Source organism: Streptomyces sp. NPDC048182 (genome assembly GCF_043202555.1).
Lineage (GTDB): Bacteria > Actinomycetota > Actinomycetes > Streptomycetales > Streptomycetaceae > Streptomyces.
The window spans coordinates 22045-43969 of the sequence record NZ_JBIDAQ010000016.1 but is presented as its reverse complement, the minus strand read 5'-3'; the positions used below and the strand labels follow the sequence as shown (position 1 = coordinate 43969).

Annotated in this window: 21 protein-coding genes and 7 tRNA genes; 10 read left to right on the top strand and 18 right to left on the bottom strand. The window is 74.6% G+C overall.

The window, feature by feature from the left end; genetic code table 11:
• Positions 1–22 precede the first annotated feature (22 nt).
• The 3 genes from thrS to ACGFZL_RS26780 form a co-directional block, all read right to left on the bottom strand.
• Positions 23–1999, bottom strand: coding sequence for a threonine--tRNA ligase (gene thrS / locus ACGFZL_RS26790; protein WP_393695463.1), 1977 nt, complete (start codon positions 1997–1999; stop codon positions 23–25).
• A 91-nt stretch (positions 2000–2090) separates the two neighbouring features.
• Positions 2091–3368: a hypothetical protein gene (locus ACGFZL_RS26785; protein ID WP_393695461.1), complete on the bottom strand. Its 1278-nt coding sequence runs from the start codon at positions 3366–3368 to the stop codon at positions 2091–2093.
• The gene (locus tag ACGFZL_RS26780) at positions 3365–3664 is read right to left on the bottom strand and encodes a hypothetical protein (protein WP_393695459.1); all 300 of its coding nucleotides are present in this window, start codon (positions 3662–3664) and stop codon (positions 3365–3367) included. Before ACGFZL_RS26780 ends, ACGFZL_RS26785 begins: the two co-directional genes overlap by 4 nt.
• A 117-nt stretch (positions 3665–3781) precedes the next feature.
• On the opposite strand from ACGFZL_RS26780, the gene ACGFZL_RS26775 reads away from it, so the two are divergent.
• Positions 3782–4510, top strand: coding sequence for a 3'-5' exonuclease (locus tag ACGFZL_RS26775; RefSeq protein ID WP_355172907.1), 729 nt, complete (start codon positions 3782–3784; stop codon positions 4508–4510).
• Positions 4511–4571: 61 nt separating this feature from the next.
• Here the strand turns inward: ACGFZL_RS26775 and ACGFZL_RS26770 are convergent.
• From ACGFZL_RS26770 to ACGFZL_RS26755, 4 genes are all read right to left on the bottom strand, one after another.
• Positions 4572–4643 (bottom strand) — tRNA-Val (locus tag ACGFZL_RS26770).
• Between the two features lie 39 nt (positions 4644–4682).
• Complete coding sequence (locus ACGFZL_RS26765; protein ID WP_355172905.1) at positions 4683–5129, bottom strand: SRPBCC family protein; 447 nt, start codon at positions 5127–5129, stop codon at positions 4683–4685.
• Positions 5130–5205: 76 nt separating this feature from the next.
• Positions 5206–5277: transfer RNA gene (locus ACGFZL_RS26760), tRNA-Val, on the bottom strand.
• A 55-nt stretch (positions 5278–5332) separates the two neighbouring features.
• Positions 5333–5812, bottom strand: a complete 480-nt coding sequence (locus tag ACGFZL_RS26755) for a TIGR02611 family protein (RefSeq protein ID WP_393695457.1) — start codon at positions 5810–5812, stop codon at positions 5333–5335.
• A 191-nt stretch (positions 5813–6003) separates the two neighbouring features.
• Here ACGFZL_RS26755 and ACGFZL_RS26750 point away from each other — a divergent pair, with 191 nt between their 5' ends.
• Positions 6004–6417, top strand: coding sequence for an SsgA family sporulation/cell division regulator (locus ACGFZL_RS26750; RefSeq protein ID WP_004002642.1), 414 nt, complete (start codon positions 6004–6006; stop codon positions 6415–6417).
• Between the two features lie 268 nt (positions 6418–6685).
• On the top strand, positions 6686–7249 hold the full coding sequence (locus ACGFZL_RS26745; RefSeq protein ID WP_393695455.1) for a CGNR zinc finger domain-containing protein: 564 nt from the start codon (positions 6686–6688) through the stop codon (positions 7247–7249).
• Between the two features lie 43 nt (positions 7250–7292).
• Here ACGFZL_RS26745 and ACGFZL_RS26740 read toward each other — a convergent pair whose 3' ends face one another.
• Both ACGFZL_RS26740 and ACGFZL_RS26735 read right to left on the bottom strand, forming a co-directional pair.
• Entirely contained in the window at positions 7293–7472 is a 180-nt protein-coding gene (locus ACGFZL_RS26740) for a hypothetical protein (protein ID WP_355172899.1), read from the bottom strand.
• Positions 7473–7591: 119 nt separating this feature from the next.
• Positions 7592–8020, bottom strand: a complete 429-nt coding sequence (locus tag ACGFZL_RS26735; RefSeq protein WP_393695453.1) for a hypothetical protein — start codon at positions 8018–8020, stop codon at positions 7592–7594.
• A 164-nt stretch (positions 8021–8184) separates the two neighbouring features.
• Between ACGFZL_RS26735 and ACGFZL_RS26730 the strand changes: the two genes are divergently transcribed.
• The gene (locus tag ACGFZL_RS26730) at positions 8185–8709 is read left to right on the top strand and encodes a DsbA family protein (protein ID WP_393695451.1); all 525 of its coding nucleotides are present in this window, start codon (positions 8185–8187) and stop codon (positions 8707–8709) included.
• Between the two features lie 10 nt (positions 8710–8719).
• On the opposite strand, the gene ACGFZL_RS26725 is transcribed toward ACGFZL_RS26730, so the two are convergent.
• From ACGFZL_RS26725 to ACGFZL_RS26715, 3 genes are read right to left on the bottom strand one after another with little or no spacing between them, the layout of a single operon-like run.
• Positions 8720–9550 (bottom strand): GNAT family N-acetyltransferase, encoded by an 831-nt coding sequence (locus tag ACGFZL_RS26725; protein WP_393695449.1) that lies wholly within the window; start codon positions 9548–9550, stop codon positions 8720–8722.
• Positions 9551–9591: 41 nt separating this feature from the next.
• Positions 9592–10413: an aminotransferase class IV gene (locus ACGFZL_RS26720; protein ID WP_393695447.1), complete on the bottom strand. Its 822-nt coding sequence runs from the start codon at positions 10411–10413 to the stop codon at positions 9592–9594.
• Entirely contained in the window at positions 10410–11456 is a 1047-nt protein-coding gene (locus tag ACGFZL_RS26715; RefSeq protein WP_393695445.1) for a chorismate-binding protein, read from the bottom strand. The genes ACGFZL_RS26720 and ACGFZL_RS26715 overlap by 4 nt, the downstream gene beginning before the upstream one ends.
• Before the next feature lie 144 nt (positions 11457–11600).
• Between ACGFZL_RS26715 and ACGFZL_RS26710 the strand changes: the two genes are divergently transcribed.
• The 5 genes from ACGFZL_RS26710 (at position 11601) to ACGFZL_RS26690 (ending at position 12036) form a co-directional block, all read left to right on the top strand.
• Positions 11601–11673, top strand: a tRNA-Gly gene (locus tag ACGFZL_RS26710).
• A 13-nt stretch (positions 11674–11686) separates the two neighbouring features.
• Positions 11687–11760 (top strand) — tRNA-Cys (locus tag ACGFZL_RS26705).
• A gap of 1 nt (position 11761) precedes the next feature.
• Positions 11762–11833, top strand: a tRNA-Val gene (locus ACGFZL_RS26700).
• A 36-nt stretch (positions 11834–11869) separates the two neighbouring features.
• Positions 11870–11941: transfer RNA gene (locus tag ACGFZL_RS26695), tRNA-Val, on the top strand.
• 23 nt (positions 11942–11964) lie between these two features.
• Positions 11965–12036: transfer RNA gene (locus ACGFZL_RS26690), tRNA-Val, on the top strand.
• 76 nt (positions 12037–12112) lie between these two features.
• Here ACGFZL_RS26690 and ACGFZL_RS26685 read toward each other — a convergent pair.
• The 3 genes from ACGFZL_RS26685 to ACGFZL_RS26675 form a co-directional block, all read right to left on the bottom strand.
• The gene (locus tag ACGFZL_RS26685; RefSeq protein ID WP_393695443.1) at positions 12113–12406 is read right to left on the bottom strand and encodes a zf-TFIIB domain-containing protein; all 294 of its coding nucleotides are present in this window, start codon (positions 12404–12406) and stop codon (positions 12113–12115) included.
• Between the two features lie 101 nt (positions 12407–12507).
• Entirely contained in the window at positions 12508–13431 is a 924-nt protein-coding gene (locus tag ACGFZL_RS26680; protein WP_393695441.1) for a phosphotransferase family protein, read from the bottom strand.
• 179 nt (positions 13432–13610) lie between these two features.
• Positions 13611–13793 carry a hypothetical protein gene (locus ACGFZL_RS26675; protein WP_355172883.1) on the bottom strand — a complete coding sequence of 61 codons (183 nt, stop codon included), beginning with the start codon at positions 13791–13793 and terminating at the stop codon, positions 13611–13613.
• A 546-nt stretch (positions 13794–14339) separates the two neighbouring features.
• Here ACGFZL_RS26675 and ACGFZL_RS26670 point away from each other — a divergent pair.
• A complete protein-coding gene (locus ACGFZL_RS26670) occupies positions 14340–15797 on the top strand; it encodes a protein kinase domain-containing protein (RefSeq protein WP_393695439.1) in 1458 nt (485 codons plus the stop codon).
• On the opposite strand, the gene ACGFZL_RS26665 is transcribed toward ACGFZL_RS26670, so the two are convergent.
• The 3 genes from ACGFZL_RS26665 to cobT form a co-directional block, all read right to left on the bottom strand.
• Entirely contained in the window at positions 15764–16582 is an 819-nt protein-coding gene (locus ACGFZL_RS26665) for a TrmH family RNA methyltransferase (protein ID WP_393695437.1), read from the bottom strand. The two genes, ACGFZL_RS26670 and ACGFZL_RS26665, sit on opposite strands and share 34 nt — an antisense overlap.
• A 2-nt stretch (positions 16583–16584) precedes the next feature.
• Entirely contained in the window at positions 16585–17817 is a 1233-nt protein-coding gene (cobA, locus tag ACGFZL_RS26660; RefSeq protein ID WP_393695644.1) for a uroporphyrinogen-III C-methyltransferase, read from the bottom strand.
• 215 nt (positions 17818–18032) lie between these two features.
• Positions 18033–21758: a nicotinate-nucleotide--dimethylbenzimidazole phosphoribosyltransferase gene (gene cobT / locus ACGFZL_RS26655; RefSeq protein ID WP_393695435.1), complete on the bottom strand. Its 3726-nt coding sequence runs from the start codon at positions 21756–21758 to the stop codon at positions 18033–18035.
• Between the last annotated feature and the right edge of the window lie 167 nt (positions 21759–21925).

The following is a 21925-nucleotide window of genomic DNA, read 5'->3' as shown; positions in this document are numbered from 1 at the left end:
TTGCCTGCTGTGAACCGCGTGGTCAGACCTGGACCCGGTCCTCCACGACCTTCGCGATCTTCGCAAGGGCCTCGTCCACGGGGATGCCGTTCTCCTGCGACCCGTCGCGGTAGCGGAACGACACCGTGCCCGCGTTCATGTCGTCGTCGCCGACGATGATCATGAAGGGCACCTTCTGCTTCTGCGCGGTCCGGATCTTCTTCTGCATCCGGTCCGAGGAGGAGTCCACCTCGACCCGCAGCCCCTTCTTGCGAGCCTCGGCCGCGAAGGTCTCCAGGTACTCGACGTGCGCGTCGCCGACCGGGATGCCGATCGCCTGCACCGGGGCCAGCCACGCCGGGAAGGCGCCCGCGTAGTGCTCCAGGAGGACGGCGAAGAACCGCTCGATGGAGCCGAACAGCGCGCGGTGGATCATGACCGGCCGCTGCTTGGTGCCGTCGGCGCCGGTGTACTCCAGGTCGAAGCGCTCGGGGAGGTTGAAGTCGAGCTGGATGGTGGACATCTGCCAGGTACGCCCGATGGCGTCCTTGGTCTGCACGGAGATCTTCGGCCCGTAGAAGGCGGCACCACCCGGGTCGGCCACCAGCTCCAGACCCTGCTTCTCCGCGACCGCGCGCAGCGTCTCGGTGGCCTCTTCCCATGCCTCGTCGCTGCCGACGAACTTCTCCGGGTCCTTGGTGGACAGCTCCAGGTAGAAGTCGGTCAGGCCGTAGTCCCGCAGCAGGTTCAGCACGAAGGTGAGCGTCTTGTCGAGCTCCTCCGCCATCTGCTCACGGGTGCAGTAGATGTGCGCGTCGTCCTGGGTGAAGCCGCGCGCCCGGGTCAGGCCGTGCACGACGCCGGACTTCTCGTACCGGTACACGGTCCCGAACTCGAAGAGGCGTAGCGGCAGTTCGCGGTAGGATCGGCCGCGCGCGTCGAAGATCAGGTTGTGCATCGGGCAGTTCATGGGCTTGAGGTAGTAGTCCACGCCCTCGTCGAGCTGCATGGGCGGGTACATGCCGTCGGCGTACCAGTCCAGGTGGCCCGAGGTCTCGAAGAGCTTCCCCTTGGTGGCGTGCGGGGTGTAGACGAACTCGTAACCCTCTTCCTCGTGGCGGCGCCGCGAGTAGTCCTCCATGACCCGGCGGATGATGCCGCCCTTGGGGTGGAAGACGGCGAGACCGGAGCCGATCTGCTCCGGGATGGAGAAGAGGTCCAGCTCGCTGCCGAGCTTGCGGTGGTCGCGCTTCTCGGCCTCCGCGAGGAAGTCCAGGTGCGCCTTCAGCTCGTCCTTGGTCGGCCAGGCGGTGCCGTAGATCCGCTGGAGCTGCTTGTTCTTCTCACTCCCGCGCCAGTACGCGGACGCGTTCCGCATCAGCTTGAACGCCGGGATGTTCCGGGTGGTCGGCAGGTGCGGACCCCGGCAGAGGTCCTTCCAGCACAGCTCGCCGGTCTTGGCGTCCAGGTTGTCGTAGATGGTCAGCTCGCCGGCGCCGACCTCGACGTCCGCGCCGTCGTCGTGGGAGGCGGAGCCCTTGAGGCCGATCAGCTCCAGCTTGTACGGCTCGTCCGCCAGCTCCTCGCGGGCGGCGTCGTCGGTGACCACGCGGCGCGAGAAGCGCTGGCCGCGCTTCTGGATCTCCTGCATCTTCTTCTCGATGGCCTTGAGGTCATCGGGGTGGAACGGCCGCTCGACGTCGAAGTCGTAGTAGAAGCCGTCCTTGACCGGCGGGCCGATGCCGAGCTTGGCCTCGGGGAACAGCTCCTGCACGGCCTGCGCCATGACGTGCGCGGTGGAGTGGCGCAGGATGTCCAGGCCGTCCTGGGAGGTGATGTCGACGGGCTCGACGCTCTCGCCGTCCTTCACCTCGTACGCGAGGTCCTTCAGCTCGCCGCCGACGCGGGCGGCGACGACCGAGCGCTCGCCGGGGAACAGCTCGGCGGCCGTAGTGCCCGGCGTCACCACGCGCTCTTCCCGCTCGGAATCGCGTTGGATGGTCACGCGGACGTCTGACACCGGTCTCTCCTGACTGAAGGGGGGATGCGGCGCCATACCGGAGCGCCCGCACGAGGGCGATCGTACCGACCCGACCCCGCCCCCCGCGAAATCATTCCCCGCGGTCGTCGTCCTCCCCGGGCTCGAAGCCACAGGTCTCCTCGAAGAAGGCGGCGACCTCCACATGCTCCTGCACGGCCTTGAGCAGCCGGTCCCGCTCGGCGTCGTCGACCTGTACGGGCGCGACCTCGCAGGCGCCGGTCAGCCGGCGGAAGCCGCCGCGGCTCTCAAGGCGGCCGAGGACCCGGACCGGCAGCCCGACGAGGTGGGCGTGCCCGGCGATGCGGTACGCCTCCTCGTCCAGGGTGATCCGCACGTGCGGGACGTCCGCCCCGGCCAGCACGCGGAGCCGTACGGTGCCCGCGCCGCGCGGCCCGGTGCGGCGCATACGCACCACGGTGCCGGTGAGGCGGACGGGCACGGAGGGTTCCTCGCGCAGGTAGCGGGCGCCGGCCTCGCGCAGGGCGGGCAGGTCGCCGGGCGAGAACTCGACGGGTTCGGCCGGTGCGGCGCAGCCCTCGGGGACGCCGGCGGCAGGTGCCCAGGCGACGGTGACGCGGGCGCCCTGGGTGCCGCGGACCAGGGCGACGAGGGCCTCGGTCAGCTCGTGGCTGACGCCGGCCGCGACGGCGGCGTCGAAGGCGTGGGTGCCGCCGGTCGCGCGCCGGTGGTCGATGGCCTCTCGGGCGGCGTAGAGCGCGTGGTGCAGGCGTACGGCGAGCGGGCGGGCGGTGGTGACGGGCAGGTAGGCGGTCAGGTGCCGGCCGCCGGGGTCGGGTCCGACCAGGACGCTCTCCAGGGAGGCGGCGGCGGCCCGCCGGTGCCGGGCGCCGTGGTAGCCGGCCCGGCCGTGGGTGGCCAGCGCGCCGGCGAGCAGGGTCCGGCGGACGGCGGCGCGCAGCTGTTCCTCGGCGGCCCAGCGGGCGGCGCCGCCGGGTCCTGGCGGGACGTCGCGCTCCCAGCGGATCTCGTCGCTGGGCACGGCGAGGGTGAGCAGGATCTCGCGGGCGGAGGGCGTGCCGCTGCGGGCCAGGGCGTGCAGGGCCTCGGCGAGCAGGTCGTCGCTGTCGGGGAAGGCGCGGCTGACCGGCACCAGGAGGCTGGTGGCGCGGGTGCCGGGTCCCGGCGGGGTCCAGCGGGCGTAGCGTGCCTGGGCGGCGCCGCGCCGCTGCCAGCCGTGCCGGTGCAGCAGGGCGGCGAGGACGGCCGGGTCGACGGTGCCGGGGTCGGGCGGGCGGCCGTCGGGTGCGGCGGTTCCGGCGAGGTCGGCGGTGTCGACGGGGTGCGGCCGGGCCGGGCGCGGGGGTCCGTCGGTCGGGCGGTGCGTCACGGGGTCCCTCCCGTCCCGACCCGCGTCATGATCTCGCACAACGCCCGGTCGTCGAAGATCCGCGCGGTCGGTATCCGCACCTGGTACGTCACCTTGAGCTGCACCTTGATGGTGACCTCGTCGTCGACGGTGTGTCCGGGGGCGCTGTGGCTGACGTGCCAGTCGATGCCGTTGTCCGGGAAGGGCTGGGAGAGCGAGCAGCCCGCCACCGCGGCGACCGCGTGCAGCTGCGCTATGGCCATGGCCAAGAGCCTTCCAGAACCGGCGTGTCCAGTGTGCGGGTCGCTGAACTGCAAAAACCCGTACTCCAGTTGTCTCCTCCCGGCGTACGGCGCAAACAGCCCGGGTATCACCGAACCGGGACAGCGGACGGCGCGTCAGTCGCCGTGTGCGGCAGAGGAGTTGATGGGCCTATGACGTGCTGGTTCGAGGGGCCGCTCGCGGCCTTCGACACGGAGACGACGGGTGTGGACGTCGAGACCGACCGGATCGTGTCGGCGGCGCTGGTGGTGCAGGACGCCCCGGGCCTCAGGCCCCGGGTGAGCCGCTGGCTGGTGAACCCGGGGATACCGGTGCCCGGGTCGGCGACCGCGGTGCACGGGCTGACCGAGGAGCACCTGCACCGCCACGGCCGCTGGCCGGCGCCGGTGATGTACGAGATGGCCGAGGGCCTCGCCGAGCAGGCCCGGGCGGGGCGGCCGCTGGTGGTGATGAACGCCCCGTTCGATCTGACACTGCTGGACCGGGAGTTGCGCCGCCATCGCGCCTCGTCGCTGGCCCGCTGGTTGGACCGCTCCACGCTGCACGTCCTGGACCCGCGGGTCCTCGACAAGCATCTGGACCGCTACCGCAAGGGCCGCCGCACGCTCACCGACCTGTGCGCGCACTACGGGGTGGAGCTGGCGGACGCGCACGACGCGGCGGCGGACGCGATGGCCGCGCTCGAGGTGGTACGGGCCCTGGGCCGGCGCTTCCAGCCGCGCCTCGAACGCCTCTCCCCCGCCGAGCTGCACACCCTCCAGGCGGTGTGGCACGCGGGGCAGGCGCGGGGGCTGCAGGCGTGGTTCTCCCTCAACGGCTCGGAGGAGCCGGTCGATCCGGCCTGGCCACTGCGCCCGGAGCTGCCGGCGGCGGCAGCGTGAGGACGGGCGGACCGGACATGAAAGAGCCGGTCCGTCGTGCGACGGACCGGCCTTCCCGGGGTGGGCGATACTGGGTTCGAACCAGTGACCTCTTCGGTGTGAACGAAGCGCTCTCCCACTGAGCTAATCGCCCGGGAACGCACCGAACAATACAGCCCCCGGCCCGCTTTCCTCAAACCGCTGCGAGGCGAGCCCGCAGCCCGTGCCGTGCGCCGCGCATCATCAGCGCGTGGTTGGCGCGGAAGAGCGGCCGGCCGGGCACGGCGAGCCGGCGCAGCAACGGTTTCACCACCTCGACCTCCTGGTCGTAGCGGACGAGGGTGCCGGTGCCGTGCGGGGTGAGGGTCCAGCGGGCCCAGCCGCGCAGGTCGCCGTCGAGCGCCACCTCCAGGACGCCGGCCACCGGGTCGCGGCGGCCGTGGCTGAGGGTCGCGGTGAGGTCGTAGGGCAGGAGGGAGCGGAAGCGGGCGAGGCCGCTCTCGGCGTCGAGGCGGCGGATCTCGCGGACCTGGGGCCACCAGCGCGGGTAGTCCTCGATCCGCTCGAGGACGCGGTAGACGTCCGGGACGGGGGCGGGCAGGGTCCATCGGACGCGGAAGCGGTAGCGGTTGAGGTCCACGGCGTGAGTGTGCCCGGAGGCCACATGACGAAGCGGCCCCGCTCATGGTCGTGAGCGGGGCCGCCTGGTGATCCGGTGGGCGATACTGGGTTCGAACCAGTGACCTCTTCGGTGTGAACGAAGCGCTCTCCCACTGAGCTAATCGCCCGGACGCAGGAGGAACATTACCCCATGTCAGAGGGTGCCCGTGCCCGGGTCGGCGGTCACTGGTCCTTGATCTTCCAGGGCATCTGAAGGCCGAACTTCCAGAGGTAGACCCCGGCGAGCGCGGCGATGATCACCAGGCCGACCGAGGTCAGGATGATGTTGCGGCGCCGCACGGCGGGGTCGAGGGCACGCTGTGCCGCCTCGGTGACCTTGCGCTTGGTCCAGCGCAGGACGAGCTGCGCCCAGACGAACTCGGTGGCCCAGATGGCCATGCCGCCGAAGATCACCACCCAGCCGGGTCCGGGCAGCGGCAGCATGACGATGCCGGCGCCCACGACCGCCAGGCCGACGACGAAGACACCGACCTGCCAGCTCAGGTGCAGGGCGCGGCGCGACTTGACGAACTCCGGGGCCCGCGAGCCGAGCGGACGCTCGTCCGGCGTTCCCTCCACGAGCCCGTCGGCCGCCCCGTCCGGCGTCCCCGATCGGTCCGCCGCCTTGACCGCCTCGCCGCCGTTGTCACTCCCCGTGTTCATACGGCCAGACACTACCCGAGCCGTCCCCGTCACCGGAACGGGCGCACGACGGCAAAGCGGACTCGGCCGGACGAGTTACCTAATACCCCGCAAAACCCTCAGAGGGGTTTACAACGGCACCGTAGGTGGCATGTCGATTTCGCCGACGTGCGAATCCCCGAGCGCACACTGAGCGAAAGGCCCTGGCGCTTATGAACACCACGGTCAGCTGCGAGCTGCACCTGCGCCTCGTTGTGTCGAGCGAGTCCTCCCTGCCTGTCCCCGCAGGTCTGCGGTACGACACGGCCGACCCCTACGCCGTGCACGCCACCTTCCACACCGGAGCCGAGGAGACCGTCGAGTGGGTGTTCGCCCGCGACCTCCTCGCCGAAGGTCTCCACCGCCCCACCGGCACCGGCGACGTCCGCGTCTGGCCGTCGCGCAGCCACGGCCAGGGCGTCGTGTGCATCGCTCTCAGCTCCCCCGAGGGCGAGGCACTGCTCGAAGCCCCCGCGCGGGCTCTGGAGTCCTTCCTGAAGCGCACAGACGCCGCCGTGCCGCCCGGCACGGAACACCGGCACTTCGACCTCGATCAGGAGCTCTCGCACATCCTGGCGGAAAGCTAGGGCGGATCTCCGGCAGAGCAGCCCGGCGCCGTCGACTCGGGGTGACGGCACGGGCCCGGACCACGGCAGGACCACCGCAGGACCATCGTGTGACAACCGCATAGGGCACATACCGGCGTCGCCGCCGCGGGATCTCCGCGGCGGCGGCGCCGGCGCGCGTCCCGGCGGGCCCTGGCCGGATCGGGACCCGCCCGCCGGGCCGGGAGCCGTTACCATCGGCCACCACCGTTGCGGGCGCCCGCCCGACCCCCAGGCCAGGGAGCGAGACGTGCTGATCACCCACGACACCCGGTGCGCGCTGGACACCGTGGTGGATCTGGTGAACACCGTGCCGGAGGACGCCGCGGCGCCGGACGGGCTGCCGGACCTCGCCTCCCTCCAGGAGTTCGTGCGCGCGCACGAGGTCAGCGACATCGGCCAGCTCACGGAGCGCGACCTGGCGGGCGTGCGCGAGGTGCGCGGCCGGTTCGCCGCGGTCTTCGCCGCCCCGGAGTCCCGGGACGCGGCCAAGCTGATCAACGACCTGGTCGCCGCCGCGGGCACCACCCCACGGCTCACCGACCACGACGGCTACGACTGGCACATCCACTACTTCGCGCCCGGCGCCTCGATGGCCGACCACCTGGCCGCGGACTGCGGCATGGCGCTGGCGTTCTTCGTGGTCGCCGGGGAGCGGGAGCGGCTGCGGCGCTGCGAGGCGCCGGACTGCGGCCGGGCTTTCGTCGACCTGTCCCGCAACCGCTCGCGGCGCTACTGCGACAGCCGCACCTGTGGGAACCGGCTGCACGTGGCGGCGTACCGCGCCCGCCGCAAGGAGGCGGCGGCCGGCTGAGCCGCGTCCCCCGGCGGGTGGCGCCGGGAAGCGCGGGTGGGGCTCACAGCAACAGCAGGTCGTGCAACGAAGCCATGAGGAGCAGACACCCGATCACCGCGAGGAAGATCATGAGCGGTGGCTGGGATAGGGCGAAGAGGCAGCCGCGCGGTTCGTGCTCGGGGGGCGCGGGGTCGCTCTGTCTCGTGTCCAGCTGCGATTCCAGCTGAGTGATGTCCGGCATCTCCCGGCGATGATGACCTACCGGAGCGGCCCGGCGCGATCACTGTGCGTGTCGTGACCGGGTGGCCGTTGATCACGCACTTCCCGGGGCGGGTTGTGATCGTTACGGAGCGTCTGCGCTCATATGCCGTGCTTCTTCAGAATGGCCTCGATGTCGCTGAAGTCGTCCTCACGGCGCGGCGCGCTCGCGGGGCGCGCGGCGGGGTCGAGGGCGGGCTGTGCGGCGTCGGACCCGGCCCGCGTCTCGCGCCGGGCCTCGGCGCGGGCCGCCCGGCGCTCCTTGCGGGTGCCGCCACGGCGGCGTTCCACGGCGCGCGTGGTCAGGAACAGCAGCCAGCTCACGCCGAGCAGCCCGAACCCGGCCCAGGCGGTCGGGCTGAAGGCGGTGTCGGCGAGCCACTGGACGACCCCGGTCATCACCAGGGCGACCGGGACCAGGGCGTAGGCGGCGATGCGGACCGCCGCGAGGAAGCGCCGGCGGTACGCGGTGACCGCCGCGATGCCCAGGCCGGCCGCGGACACCGCGGAGCAGACGGTCTCGGCGATCATGCGGTCCTCCAGCTGAGCGAGCGCGGGCGGGACATTTGCGTCCCTTCCATCCTGCACCGCCCGCACCCCCGCGGGCCATGGTGCGGCCCGGAGATCAGGGAGATCTCGGGGTCCGGCTCAGGGTCGGCTCCTCCCGGGGGCGCGGGGGCTGGGAGACTGGGGGCATGAGCGACTCCTCCCCCGTCCCGACCGTCGTGCCCGTCCTGGAGGCGTGGTTCGACCTCCAGTGCCCGGACTGCCATGCCGCCCTGGCCGACCTGCACGCCCTGCGCGATCGGTACGGCGACCGGCTCGACATCCGGCTGCGGCACTTCCCGCTGGCGAAGCACCAGCACGCCTTCGCCGCCGCGCAGGCCGCCGAGGAGGCTCTGGAGCAGGGCGTGGGCTGGCCCTACGCCGAGGCGCTGCTGGCGCGGACCGCGGACCTGGGCCGCGCCGGAGAGCCGCTGCTCGTCGAGGTGGCCCGCCAGCTGGGCCTTGACGCCGACGAGGTGGACACGGCCTTGATCGACGGGCGGCACATCCTGGCCGTCGACGCCGACCAGGCGGAGGGCAAGGCGATCGGCGTGACCGGGACGCCCACCTACGTCATCGGCGCCGAGCGGCTGGACGGCGGCAAGAGCCAGGAGGGGCTGCGCGAGCGCGTCGAGGAGATCGCCGACCGGCTCCTCGCGCAGTCCGACGCCTGAGGCGCGCCCGCTAGAGCAGGGCCTTGGTGTAGTGGGAGACGGTGGTGCGGTACCCGAGCGACGCGTAGAGGCGCTCGGCCGGGGTGTTCCCCGCGAACACGTTGAGGCCGAGTTCCCGCCGCCCCGCGGCGATGGACTGTGCCTCCGCCACCCGCATCAGCGTCCGCCCGTGCCCCCGCCCCCGGTGGGCTGGGTCGGATTCCACGGAGTAGACGAAGCCCTGGTCCTCGCGGAGCGCCAGCCAGAGCACGCCGACCCGGGTGCCGTCGTGCTCCAGCACCCGCAGAACCATGTCCTCGGTGTCGAGCCCGCGGGGCAGCAGGGCCTCGTGGTCGCCGGCCGCCTTGGCCCAGGCCTCGGCCTCGGTCAGTCCCCGCTCCACCCAGGTCAGGGCGTACCGCCGCTGCTCGTCGGCCTGCCAGGCGGCGAACTCCTCGCCGGTCATGGGCCGCGCCGAACTGCCCTCGGGCAGGGCGGGCGGGGTGTCGCCGAGGGCCTTGACCATGTTGCGGTTGCGCAGGGTGTAGCCGAGCGCCCGCAGGAGCCCGGCGCCCGCATCAGCGTCGGCGCCGTCCGGGACCGAGGCGTCGATGCGCCGGCAGCCCCAGCCGCGCGCCACCTCCTCCGCGGCGAGGGCGGCCACGGTGCCGCGCCCGCGCCGGCGGTCGGGTTCGTCGACGCGCAGTTCCCGCACCACGGCTACGGCCGTGCCGAAGGACGGTCCGGTACCCAGGTGGATCGCGCCGACGGGCCGACTGTTCACACACACCTGGTAGCGGCGTGAGCGGAAGCCGTCGGCCGTCTGCTGAAGCGGCTCGAGGGGCCGCAGGGTCGTGGTCATCAGGGGTGTTCTACCCACCCTGGGGACCCGCGTCAGCCGAATTACGGGTCCAGGTCGTCCCCGGACCGCTCCTCGAAGACCCGCATGGCCTTGGCGGTCACCGGCCCCGGCGCCCCCGGCAGCTCGCGGCCGTCGACGCGGTGCACGGCCTGGACGTCGCGCAGGGTGGAGGTCAGGAAGATCTCGTCGGCGCGGTCCAGGACGTCCAGCGGCAGGTCCGTCTCGACGGCGCCGGTCCACTCCGCCGCCAGCTCGCGGGTGATGCCGGCGAGGCAGCCGGAGGCGAGCGGCGGGGTGTGGAGCTCGCCGTCCAGGACGACGAAGACGTTGGAGCCGGTGCCCTCGCACAGCTGCCCCACGGTGTTGCCGAACAGCGCCTCGGAGGCGCCCTGTTCGCGGGCGCGGGCCAGGGCGACGACGTTCTCGGCGTACGAGGTGGTCTTCAGGCCGGTGAGGGCGCCGCGCTCGTTGCGGGTCCACGGGACGGTGATCACGGCCGTGGAGTCGGGGCGGCGGGTGGTCTCGCCGAGGGCGACGACGAGGGTCTGGCCGTGCTCGCCGCGGTCGGAGCCGAGCGGGCCGTGGCCGCCGGTGTAGGTGATGCGCAGCCGGCCGAGCGGCACGGGGTGGGCGTCGAGGACGGCGGCGCAGGCGCGGCGGACCTCGTCCAGGTCGGGGTCGGGCAGTCCGAGACCGCGCGCCGAGCGGGTCAGCCGGTCCAGGTGCCGGGTGAGCGCGAACGGCCGGCCGGCCACCGCCTTCACGGTCTCGAAGATGCCGTCGCCCACGGTCAGACCGTGGTCGAGGACCGATACCCGGGCGGACTCCATGTCCGTCAGCCCGCCGTCCAGCCAGATCTTCACGTCCGCAGTCCTTCCGCCGCTCGGTCGTACGTCCCCGACGCTACCGCGAGCAGCCGGGCCGCCTTCAGCTCGGTCTCCCGCCACTCGTCCTCGGCGTCGGAGCCCCAGGTGATGCCGGCGCCGGCGCCGAAGCGCAGCAGTCCCGCGGGGCGGTCGAGCCAGAAGGTGCGGATGCCGACGGCCAGTTCCGCGGTGCCGCGGTCGGCGTCGACCCAGCCGATGCCGCCGCAGTACGGGCCGCGGGGCGCCGTTTCCAACTCCTCGATGATCCGCAGGGAGCTGCCCTTGGGGGCGCCGCTGACCGAACCGGGCGGGAAGGCGGCGGCGAGCAGGTCCGGCCAGCCGGCGCCGGGGCGCAGGTCGCCGCGCACACTGGAGACGAGGTGGACGAGGCCGGGGTGCTTCTCGATCACGCACAGGTCGGGCACGGTCACGCTGCCGGTGGCGCAGACCCGGCCGAGGTCGTTGCGGACGAGGTCCACGATCATGACGTTCTCGGCGCGGTCCTTCGCCGTCAGCTCGGCCTCGGTGCGCCCGGTGCCCTTGATCGGCCCGGACTCCACGGTCCGGCCGTCGCGGCGCAGGAACAGCTCCGGCGAGGCGGTGGCGATCTCCACCCCGTGGCCGGGCAGCCGGATCGTGCCCGCGTAGGGGGCGGGGTTGCCGCGGGCGAGGACGGCGGTGAGGGCGTCGACGTCCGCGTCCGGCGCGACGGGCGCGGAGAGCACCCGGCAGAGGTTGACCTGGTAGACCTCGCCGGCCGCGATGTACGCGCGGATCCGCTCGACGCCCGCGGTGTACGCGGCGTGGTCCAGGGACGACGTCCAGTCGCCGACGGCCGGTCCGCGCCAGCGGCCCGGCATCGGGGCGGGGACCGGCTCGGTGCGCACGTCCGCGAAGCGGGCGCAGGTCAGGCCGCCCTCGAAGTCGGCCGCGACCGCCCAGAAGCCGCGCGAGTCGAGGGCCGCGGGGTCGCTGGTGACGTCGAGCAGTCCGGTGGCGAGGCGGTCGCCGAAGCGGGCGAGGGGAGGCAGGTCGTGCACGGTGCCGAGTCTAGGCGGGCGTCCGCCGGGCGACCGCCGGGTGACCTGGGGGCAGCACGCTGCACAAACGCGTTTTTGTACTGGCTCGGGAATCCGCTAGAGTTCAACACGTCGCCGGGACGCGCAAGCGGACCGCACCGACAGGCGGACGTAGCTCAGTTGGTAGAGCGCAACCTTGCCAAGGTTGAGGTCGCGAGTTCGAACCTCGTCGTCCGCTCGCAGGAACTCCTGGTGGAGTGGCCGAGAGGCGAGGCAACGGCCTGCAAAGCCGTCTACACGGGTTCAAATCCCGTCTCCACCTCCAAGGACGATTAGCTCAGCGGGAGAGCGCTTCCCTGACACGGAAGAGGTCACTGGTTCAATCCCAGTATCGTCCACTGGTCCGCAAGGATCATCGGTCCGCAAGGATCCCCGCGCGATTAGCTCAGCGGGAGAGCGCTTCCCTGACACGGAAGAGGTCACTGGTTCAATCCCAGTATCGCGCACGCAGTACACCTCGCAGGCTCCCGGACGATTAGCTCAGCGGGAGAGCGCTTCCCTGACACGGAAGAGGTCACTGGTTCAATCCCAGTATCGTCCACACCCCGAAGCCCCCGGCCGTCTCGCACGGCGCGGGGGCTTCGTCGTCTCGCGGGCCGCCCGGCGGCCCGGCGGGGTCAGCTGGAGAAGAGCATGTGCCCGAAGCTCTTGTGGCGCTGGTGGCCGTAGTGGCCGTGTCCGCCGTGGTGGCCGTGTTGCGGGGCGCCCCAGGCGGGGGCCGGGGCGGCGGGGTAGGCCTGCGGCGCGGCGGGCGGCGGCGGGGCCGGCTGGGACCACTGGGACTCCAGGCGGGTCAGCGACTCCAGCTCGCCGTAGTCGAGGAAGATGCCGCGGCAGCCGCTGCACTGCTCGATCTGGACGCCGTTGCGGTTGTAGGTGTGCATCGGGGCGTGACACTTGGGGCACTGCATGGGCGGGTCAACTCCTCGCCGGTCGGACCTGTTTCGCGTACCGCCAGGACAGACTCCCCGCCCGTGCGGTCCGGTTGCACCCTACGGGGCCGAACTTCGGCTCAGCCGGGAGGGTGGCCGGGGCCGGCCGGGACCATCCGGGCGCAGGCGTCGACCAGTGCCTGCTCCACCTCGTCCAGGGGCCGCCCGGCCGCCGTCGACTTGGTGAGCGCGCGGGCGGCGGTCTGCGCGGTGAGGGCGCGGGCCGGGACGTCAAGGGCGGGCCAGGGGTCGCCCTCCGGCGGGACGGCCGGGCCGCCGGCGGCGCGGTAGGCGGCCAGGAAGCGGTGCCAGGCGCCGGGTTCGAGCAGGCCGCAGGCGTACCAGGCGGCGGGGCGGGCCAGGTCCCAGGCCGGGACGCCGGTGCCGAGGTCGTCGACGTCGATCAGCAGCCAGGGGCCGTCGGGCGCGGGGTGGCGTATCAGCTGGCCGAGGTGGAGGTCGCCGTGGCACAGGGTGGCGGCGTCGGGCATGGGGGCCTCGTCGCGGGCCCAGGCGGGCAGCGCGGCCCAGGCCCGGCGGACGACGGCGGCCGCGGGGTGCCCGGTGTCCCGCAGCCGGTCGACGGCCAGGGCCGCCTTCGCGGGGCCGCGCATGGGAGGTACGGCGACGGGGGCGGGCGTGCGGTGCAGGCGGGCGAGGAGGGTGGCCGCGTCCTCCCAGGGGGCCGCGTCCGGGTCGTCGGGGTCGACGGGGGTGCCGTAGGGCCACAGGGTGACGAGCCGGCCGTGCAGCGGGACGGGGTGCGGGGCGAGCGGGGGCAGCAGGACGCCGGGAAGGCGGGCGGCGGTGGTGACCCGGAGGGCGAGTGCGGCGGGGTCCGCGCCGGGGGCGTGGGCCTTGGCGACGGTGCCGGCGTGGCGGACGACGGTGGCGTCGGGCCGTTCGGCGAGCGTGGCCGCGCCGCAGGGGCAGGCGGCGGCGCGGGCGTGGGCGCTCGCCCTGACGTGCGCCGCGAGGGCGGGCAGCAGCGGGTCCGGTGTCACGGGGTGAGGGTACGGGGACCCGCGCTCGGGGGACGCGGTCGGTCCGGAACACAGTGATGCCGGCGCAGCTCCCCAGCTGCGCCGGCATCGTCAGCCGTCCGCCGCACCCCCGTCCCCACGGGGTTTCAATGGGTGTGATGTCCCCGCCCGGACCGCTCTTCCGGGCCTGGGGTCGCCGTTCAGCGCCCCAGCATCGCACCCACGGACGACGCCTGTGTGGCCACCGTCTCCCACCCGTCGAAGACGAGGAGGAGCAGGGCCGCCAGGGGAAGGGCCATGAGTGTCGCCACCAGGGGGTGGCGGCGCCCCTGACGGCTGTGCTCGCGCGTGCGGATCAGCGTTCGCGGTGCCGTCTGGGCCATGGTCCCTCTCCCGACCGTTCTGTTGTGGTCTGCAAGCGGCGGGCGTCCGACCTCGGGGGACGAGTGCTGCGCCCGCCGCTTGACCTCAAATCTAGGCGGCGGGCACCGGACCGGCGTCATGCCCTCGTACCGATCGGCGGGCCTCCCGGAGGATGAGCCGTGAGCACGGGTGTACTCCCCAGGGTGGAGACCGGCCCCGGCCCCTCGGGGTTGTCCCCGAGGGGGTGTCCGCTGCGTCCCGCTCTGCCCGGAGCGTCCGGTGACTTCGGTCACTCGCGACGCGTCCCGTCACGCGCCCGGTGCCGCCGGGGAGCGCGTGCCGCCGGGCCGGCCGCGGGCGGGCGTGCGGGCCCGGGCCAACGGCGGGCCGTGCGCTGGTGGTTGGGATCATGGGCGGCGCCGGGCCGGACGAGCCGGCGCTGCACTGAGTGGCCCTCAACTTCCCCGCCCGGTACGCACAATCCGTCGCCGCGGGCGGGTGTGGCCTCTGCGCGCGGGCGGCCGGGGAAACGTAAGCTGTCGCTCGTCACAGGACCGGACGCGGGGATGGACATGGCGATGATGCGCCTGAGGCGCGAGGACCCGCGCGTCGTCGGCTCGTTCAGGCTTCACAGGCGGCTCGGCGCGGGCGGTATGGGTGTGGTCTACCTGGGCTCCGACAAGAAGGGGCAGCGGGTGGCGCTGAAGGTCATCCGCCCCGATCTGGCGGAGGACCAGGAGTTCCGCTCCCGCTTCGCGCGCGAGGTGTCCGCGGCCCGGCGGATCCGGGGCGGGTGCACCGCGCGCCTGGTGGCGGCGGACCTCGACGCGGACCGGCCGTGGTTCGCCACGCAGTACGTGCCCGGGCCCTCCCTGCACGACAAGGTCGTCGAGGAGGGGCCGCTGGGCGCCGCCGACGTGGCCGCCGTGGGCGCCGCCCTGTCGGAGGGGCTGGTCGCCGTGCACGAGGCCGGTGTGGTGCACCGGGACCTCAAGCCGTCCAACATCCTGCTGTCCCCGAAGGGGCCGCGGATCATCGACTTCGGCATCGCCTGGGCGACGGGCGCCTCGACGCTCACCCACGTCGGCACGGCGGTCGGCTCCCCCGGTTTCCTCGCTCCCGAGCAGGTGCGGGGCGCGGCCGTCACGCCGGCCACGGACGTGTTCTCGCTGGGGGCCACGCTGGCGTACGCGTCGATGGGCGACTCGCCCTTCGGGCACGGCAGTTCCGAGGTGATGCTGTACCGCGTGGTGCACGAGGAGGCGCAGCTGCAGGGGGTCGCCGACGCGCTCGCCCCGCTGGTGCGGGCCTGTCTGGCGAAGGACCCGGAGGAGCGGCCCAGCACGCTGCAGCTGTCGCTGCGGCTGAAGGAGATCGCCGCCCGTGAGGCGCAGGGCCTCGGTGAGCTGCGGCCGCCCGCGCCGCGCAGCGCGGAGGCGGACCGGCCTACCGGGCGGATGGCCGAGACCTACCCCTCGCGCGCGGAGCGGGCCGAACGCGCCGAGCGCGTCGACCGTGCCGAGCGCCGTCCGCAGGGCCACACAGGGGCGCCGGGCACCCCCGGGCCCCGGGGCACGGCGGGTTCGAGGGGCCCGGCCGCGGGGCCGGCCTCGCGCGGTGGCGGGTCCTCGTCGCGGGGCGGCGGCGTGCCCGCCTCGCGCGGCGGGACGCCGGCCCGGGGCAACTCGGGGGCCCGACCGTCGCCGTCCTCCAGAGGCGGCACCGGCCGGAACACGCCGCGGCCGAGCGGCGGGCGCCCGGCACCGCGCAGCGGCGCGGGGCGTACGGCGCCCCGGACCACGGGCGCCGGGCGGCTGCGGCCGGCCAACCCGCGGCTGCTGCGCCAGCGGCTGACCGTCTTCGTGATCGTGACGCTCCTCGTCGCCCTCGGCATCGCCCTGGCCCAGGGCTGCCAGGGGCCCGCGCGGGGCCTCGGCGGGGCGGGGGTCCAGCGGCAGGACGTGCGCGCGGAGGCCACCGCCCCCGCCGGCTACGCCTCGGGGCGCCCCGTCGTCACCGCGTAGAAGGCGACCGCGGCGGCGGCGCCGACGTTGAGGGAGTCGACGCCGTGCGCCATGGGGATGCGGACCCACGCGTCGGCCGTGTCCAACGCCCGCCGGGTCAGGCCGCTGCCCTCGGCGCCGAGCATCAGGGCGGCCCGGTCCATGCGGTGCGGGGCGGTCTCGTCCAGGCTGCGGGCGCGCTCGTCGGGGGTGAGGGCGAGCAGCGTGAAGCCGGCCTCCCCGAGCGCGGCGAGCCCCTGCGGCCAGGTGTCCAGGCGGGCGTAGGGCACGGAGAAGACGGCGCCCATCGAGACCTTGACGCTGCGCCGGTACAGCGGGTCCGCGCAGTCCGGGGAGAGCAGGACGGCGTCCATGCCGAGGGCGGCGGCGGAGCGGAAGATCGCGCCGATGTTGGTGTGGTCGTTGACCGACTCCAGGACGGCGACCCGCCGGGCGGCGCCCAGCACCTGGCCCGCGGTGGGCAGCGGCTTGCGGGCCATGGAGGCGAGGGCGCCGCGGTGCACGTGGTAGCCGGTGACCTGCTCGGCGAGGTCCGGGTCGACGACGTAGACCGGGGCCGGGCTCGCGTCGATCAGATCACCCATGGCGTCCAGCCACTTCGCCGAGAGGAGCATGGAGCGCATCGCGTAGCCGGCGTCGGCGGCGCGCCGGATGACCTTCTCGCCCTCGGCGATGAACAGGCCCTCGGCGGGCTCGCGGCGGCGGCGCAGTTCGACGTCGGTGAGGTCGGTGTAGTCGGCGAGGCGCGGGTCGCGGGGGTCGTCGACGGTGACGGGGGCGGCCATGGTCAGGCCGTCCCGTCGGGGCCGACGGCGACGACCTCGCCGATGACGATGACGGCGGGCGGTCTGACGTCCCGGGCGGCGACCGTCTCGGCGACCGTGGCGAGGGTGGCGTCCACCCGGCGCTGGGCGGCCGTGGTGCCCTCCTGGACCAGGGCGACGGGGGTCTCCGGGGCCTTGCCGTGCGCGACGAGGGCCTCGGCGATCTTCCCGATCTTGTCGACGCCCATGAGGATCACCAAGGTGCCGGTGAGCTTGGCCAGCGACGCCCAGTCGACCAGGGAGCGCTCGTCGTCGGGGGCGACATGGCCGCTGACCACGGTGAACTCGTGGGCGACGCCCCGGTGGGTGACCGGGATGCCGGCCGCGCCGGGCACCGAGATGGAGCTGGAGATGCCGGGCACGACCGTGCAGGGGATGCCGGCCTCGGCGAGGGCGTGCAGCTCCTCCATGCCGCGGCCGAAGACGTACGGGTCGCCGCCCTTGAGGCGGACCACGGACTTGCCCTGCTTGGCGTGCTCGATCAGCGCGCTGTTGATGGCCTCCTGGGCCATGAAGCGGCCGTACGGGATCTTCGCCGCGTCGATCACCTCGACGTGCGGAGGCAGTTCGGAGAGCAGGTCTCGCGGGCCGAGGCGGTCGGCGATCACCACGTCGGCCTCGGCGAGCAGCCGCCGGCCGCGCACGGTGATCAGGTCCGGGTCGCCGGGGCCGCCGCCGACCAGGGCGACGCCCGCGGTGCGGTGGCGGTGGTGGCGGGCGACCAGCGTGCCGTCCTGGAGGCCGGCGAGGACCGCGTCGCGGATGGCGGCGGTGTGCCGGGGGTCGCGGACGCCGGCGTCGGCGGCGAGCACCGCGACCGTGACGCCCTCGCTGGTGCCGGTGGCCGGGGTCCAGGCGGTCGCCTGCTCGGCGTCGTCGGAGCGCACGCACCACACCCGGTTCCGCTCGCCCTCGGCGGAGGCGGTGGTGTTGGCCGCCGGGTCGCTGGTGGCGATCAGGGCGTACCAGGCGCCGTCGAGGTCGCCCTCCTGGTAGCGGCGGCGCTCCCAGACGATCTCGCCCGCGTCGGCCATGGCCTCCACCGAAGGGGTCGCCGACGGGGAGACGAGGCGGACGTCGGCCCCGGCCGCGATCAGACCGGGCAGCCGGCGCTGCGCGACCTGGCCGCCGCCGAGCACGAGCACGCGACGGCCGGCGAGTCGCAGACCTACGGGGTAGGCGGGGTGTTCGGCCATGAGGGTGGGCTCCTCGTCCTGGCGGTGCGGGGCGCTGCGGCTCTGGAGCGGCCCTGACGTGCGGGTGGTGGCGGTGGTGCGGGGCTGGTGGCGCACGGCGCGGGTGCGCGGGGCGGCGGGTTCAGGGTACGGCGGGACGGCGCGGGGGTGCCGGGAGGGTGCGCCGGGGCCGGCGGCGCGGGTCGCGCCGCCGGCCCCTTTCGGTGCCCTGCGGGCTACTTCTCCGTCACGCCCGCCGAGTCGAACGTGGCGACCTCGTGCATCGCCCGGGCCGTGCTCTGCACCATCGGCAGGGCGAGCAGCGCGCCGGTGCCCTCGCCGAGGCGGAGGTCGAGGTCGACCAGGGGGCGCAGGCCCAGCTTGTTCAGCGCGGCGACGTGCCCGGGCTCGGCGCTGCGGTGGCCCGCGATGCAGGCCGCGAGGACCTCCGGGGCGATGGCCCGGGCGACCAACGCGGCGGCGCCGGCGCTGACGCCGTCCAGGATCACCGGCGTGCGCAGGGAGGCGCCGCCGAGCAGCAGGCCGACCATGGCGGCGTGCTCGAAGCCGCCGACCGCGGCGAGTACGCCGAGGGGGTCGGCCGGGTCGGGCCGGTGGAAGTCGAGGGCGCGGCGGACGACCTCGGTCTTGCGGGCCAGCGTCTCATCGTTGATGCCGGTGCCGCGGCCGGTGACCTCGGCCGGGTCGGCGCCGGTGAAGACGGAGATGAGGGCCGCGGACGCGGTGGTGTTGGCGATGCCCATCTCGCCGGTGAGCAGCGCCTTGTTGCCGGCCGCGACCAGGTCGCGGGCGGTCTCGATGCCGACCTCGACGGCCTGCTTGGCCTCCTCGCGGGTCATCGCGGGCCCGGTGGTCATGTCGGAGGTGCCGGCGCGGACCTTGCGGGGCAGCAGGCCGGGGGTGGCGGGCAGCTCGGCGGCGACGCCGACGTCCACGACGCACACCTCGGCGCCCACCTGCCCGGCGAAGGCGTTGCACACCGCTCCCCCGCCGAGGAAGTTGGCCACCATCTGCGCGGTGACCTCCTGCGGCCAAGGGGTGACGCCCTGGGCGTGCACGCCGTGGTCGCCGGCGAAGATCGCCACCGCCGCGGGCTCCGGGACCGGGGGCGGGCACTGGCGGGACAGGCCGGACAGCTGGGCGGAGATGATCTCCAGCATCCCGAGTGCGCCGGCCGGCTTGGTCATGCGCTTCTGCCGCTCCCACGCCTCGCCGAGCGCCTTGGCGTCCAGCGGGCGGATCTGCGCGACGGTCTCGGCGAGCAGGTCGTGCGGGGCCTCGCCGGGCAGGGCGCGGCGGCCGTACGTCTCCTCGTGCACGACCCAGGACAGCGGGCGCCGCTTGGACCAGCCGGCCTGCATCAGCTCGGGCTCGTCCGGGAACTCGTCGACGTACCCGACGCAGAGGTACGCGACGACCTCGAGGTGGTCGGGCAGGCCGAGGGCGCGGACCATCTCGCGCTCGTCGAAGAAGCTGACCCAGCCGACGCCCAGGCCCTCGGCGCGGGCGGCGAGCCAGAGGTTCTCCACGGCGAGCGCGGAGGAGTACGGCGCCATCTGGGGCTGCGTGTGGCGGCCCAGGGTGTGCCGGCCGCCGCGGGTGGGGTCGGCGGTGACGACGATGTTGACCGGGGTGTCGAGGATGGCCTCGATCTTCAGTTCCTTGAACTGCTTGGCCCGGCCCTTGGGCAGCGACCTCGCGTACGCCTCGCGCTGGCGGGCGGCCAGTTCGTGCATGGCGCGGCGGGTCTCGGCGGAGCGGATGACCACGAAGTCCCAGGGCTGGGAGTGGCCGACGGAGGGCGCGGTGTGGGCCGCCTCCAGGACGCGGAGCAGCACCTCGTGCGGGATGGGGTCGCCGCGGAAGCCGTTGCGGATGTCCCGGCGCTCGCGCATGACCTTCAGCACGGCCTCGCGCTCGGCGTCGGCGTAGGCGGGGGCGGCGGGGCCTGCGGGGGGCTGCGGCTCGAAGGCGCGGGGTGCCTCGGGGGTGGCCGCGGGTGCGCCGGGTGCGCCGGGTGCCTCGGCGGTGGCGGTGGTGGTGGTGTCCACGTCGTGCGGGTCTTCCTGGTCGGCGGCCCGGGTGTCCAGGTCGTCGGCGTGCTGGACGAGGCCGTGGCCCTCGGCGTCGCGCGGTGCGAGAACCGCCGGGGCCGGGTCCTCGGGGGCGAGGTGCGGGGTGGTGGGCACCTGCGCGCCGTCCACCGGCAGGAAGTGGCCCTCCGCGGGGGCCGCGGGGAACGCGGGTTCCTGCGGTACGGCGGGCTCGTCGGGGTGGGCGGCGGGCGGCTCCGCACCGTCCACTCCGAGGGGGGCGGGCTCGCCGACCTGTCCGGCTTCGGCGGCGGCGAGCCAGGCGGCCTCGGCAGCGGGGGCCGGGGAGGGGGCGGGCGCCGGGGGCTGGGCAGCCTCGGCGGCCTGGGGGCCCTGGGGCGCCTCCGAGTGCGGGAGCGGCTCGGGGGCGGCCGGGGTGGAGTCGGGTGCGGGTGCGGACTCGGGGGCCGAGGTCGGGTCGGGGGCCGCGACGAGGTCGGGCGTCCGACCGGGCTCGGTGCTCCGGACGCTGTCCGCCTGCGGCGCGACGGCGTCCGGCACGGGCGGGGCCTCCGGAAGCGGTTCGGCGGCAGGCTCGGGCAGGGCGTCGTCGGGGGCCGGCACGGGGTGCGCCTCCGGCAGGGCGTCCGCGAGCGGCGCGGGGTCCGGCGCGGGCACGGTGTCCGGGTCGGGCACGGTGTCCGGGTCGGGCACGGGCTCGGACTCGGGCGCTGTCTCGGCGACCGGCGCGAGTACGGCGTCCACGACCGGCACGGCGTCCGGCACCGGCGCGGCATCCGGCGCCTGGGTGGCATCCGGGATCGAGACGGCGTCCGGCGCCTGGGTGGCGTCCGGCGCCTGGGCGCTGTCCGGGATCGGGGCGGCATCCGGCACCTGAGCGGCGTCCGGGATCGGGGCGGCATCCGCCTCGTCGGTGATGGCCGTGCCGGACGCCTCCTCCGCCGCCGTGTCCGCGACGGGCTCGGGGATCGGCGCGTTCGGCACCGTCTCCGGCTCGGGAAGAGCCTCCGGCGCCGGAGCGGCTGCCGTTTCCTGGGCGTCGTCCGGGACCGGGGCGACAGCGGCCCCGGGCTCCTCCTCCGCGTCCGGCACGGCAATGGGCTCGGGCGAGGCCGACGCGGCCTCCGTCTCCGTACCGGGCGCGGCCTCGGCCGCCGGCTCCACGACGGCCGTCACCTGCGACTCGGGCACGGCCGCCGGCGAAGCGGGTTCCTCCGCCACGGCGTCGCCCTGCGCACCCTGCGCCTCCTCCGGCGGCTTCGCGTCGGCCTCGGGACCGGGCGCGGCGCCCTCGTCGGCCACCGCGGTGTCGCCACCCGTCGCCTGGGAGGCCAGCCGGGCGACCACGGCCTGGGCGGCGTCCTCCGCCCCGGAGGACTGCTGCGGCATCGGGACAACCGTTTCGGCAGCCGGCGCCGGCTCGCCCCAGGGCGTCGCGGTCGGCGGCACGTCGAGGTACTCGGGGCCGGACGTCGGCGGACCGGCGTGGCGGAGCGGCGCGTCGGCGGGGCCGCGGTCGGCGAGGGAGCGGACCGGGCTGGCCGAGGTGTCGGGGATGGGCGGGCCGAGGTGCAGGGGGCGGCGCGGCGGCGCGGGCGCGGCCGGCGGTTCGGCCAGGCGGACGGCGCCGAGGTCGACGGAGCCGCTGTCGCGCCCCGACAGCTCGTGGGCGCCCGGCTGGTGCACGGTCTCGACGACCGGCTCGGGCGCGGGCGGCGCGACCTCGTTGCCCCAGGCGCTCTGGGCGCCCGGCAGCAGCAGGTCCTCGTCCTCGACGGTGGTCTCGGCGAGGTAGGCGTACGCGCCGGGTGCGGGGACGCCAGGCCGGTCGACCGTGCCTGCGTCCTCCGGCAGCCCCTCGCCCGGGATCTGGCCGGTGTCGGTCATGCGTACCCCTCGCCCATCGGTTAGTGCTCCTGCGGCCGGCTCACCCGGGACGGCGCACCGACCGCCCCGCAGTGGAGAACGAGCGTGCGTGCCGTGCGGCACGAACGACGCGCCGGTAAAGGCGACAAAGCCATTGAGTGGCATTGTCGCGGCCGTCCCCCCGTCCC

Excerpts from the sequence above, each read along its gene's own strand:
- ACGFZL_RS26775 (WP_355172907.1), top strand. The coding sequence starts at position 3,782 with ATGACGTGCTGGTTCGAGGGGCCGCTCGCGGCCTTCGACACGGAGACG.
- ACGFZL_RS26755 (WP_393695457.1), bottom strand. The coding sequence starts at position 5,812 with ATGAACACGGGGAGTGACAACGGCGGCGAGGCGGTCAAGGCGGCGGAC.
- ACGFZL_RS26750 (WP_004002642.1), top strand. The coding sequence starts at position 6,004 with ATGAACACCACGGTCAGCTGCGAGCTGCACCTGCGCCTCGTTGTGTCG.
- ACGFZL_RS26740 (WP_355172899.1), bottom strand. The coding sequence starts at position 7,472 with ATGCCGGACATCACTCAGCTGGAATCGCAGCTGGACACGAGACAGAGC.
- ACGFZL_RS26735 (WP_393695453.1), bottom strand. The coding sequence starts at position 8,020 with ATGATCGCCGAGACCGTCTGCTCCGCGGTGTCCGCGGCCGGCCTGGGC.
- ACGFZL_RS26730 (WP_393695451.1), top strand. The coding sequence starts at position 8,185 with ATGAGCGACTCCTCCCCCGTCCCGACCGTCGTGCCCGTCCTGGAGGCG.
- ACGFZL_RS26725 (WP_393695449.1), bottom strand. The coding sequence starts at position 9,550 with ATGACCACGACCCTGCGGCCCCTCGAGCCGCTTCAGCAGACGGCCGAC.
- ACGFZL_RS26685 (WP_393695443.1), bottom strand. The coding sequence starts at position 12,406 with ATGCAGTGCCCCAAGTGTCACGCCCCGATGCACACCTACAACCGCAAC.
- ACGFZL_RS26675 (WP_355172883.1), bottom strand. The coding sequence starts at position 13,793 with ATGGCCCAGACGGCACCGCGAACGCTGATCCGCACGCGCGAGCACAGC.
- ACGFZL_RS26670 (WP_393695439.1), top strand. The coding sequence starts at position 14,340 with ATGGACATGGCGATGATGCGCCTGAGGCGCGAGGACCCGCGCGTCGTC.
- ACGFZL_RS26665 (WP_393695437.1), bottom strand. The coding sequence starts at position 16,582 with ATGGCCGCCCCCGTCACCGTCGACGACCCCCGCGACCCGCGCCTCGCC.
- cobA (WP_393695644.1), bottom strand. The coding sequence starts at position 17,817 with ATGGCCGAACACCCCGCCTACCCCGTAGGTCTGCGACTCGCCGGCCGT.
- cobT (WP_393695435.1), bottom strand. The coding sequence starts at position 21,758 with ATGACCGACACCGGCCAGATCCCGGGCGAGGGGCTGCCGGAGGACGCA.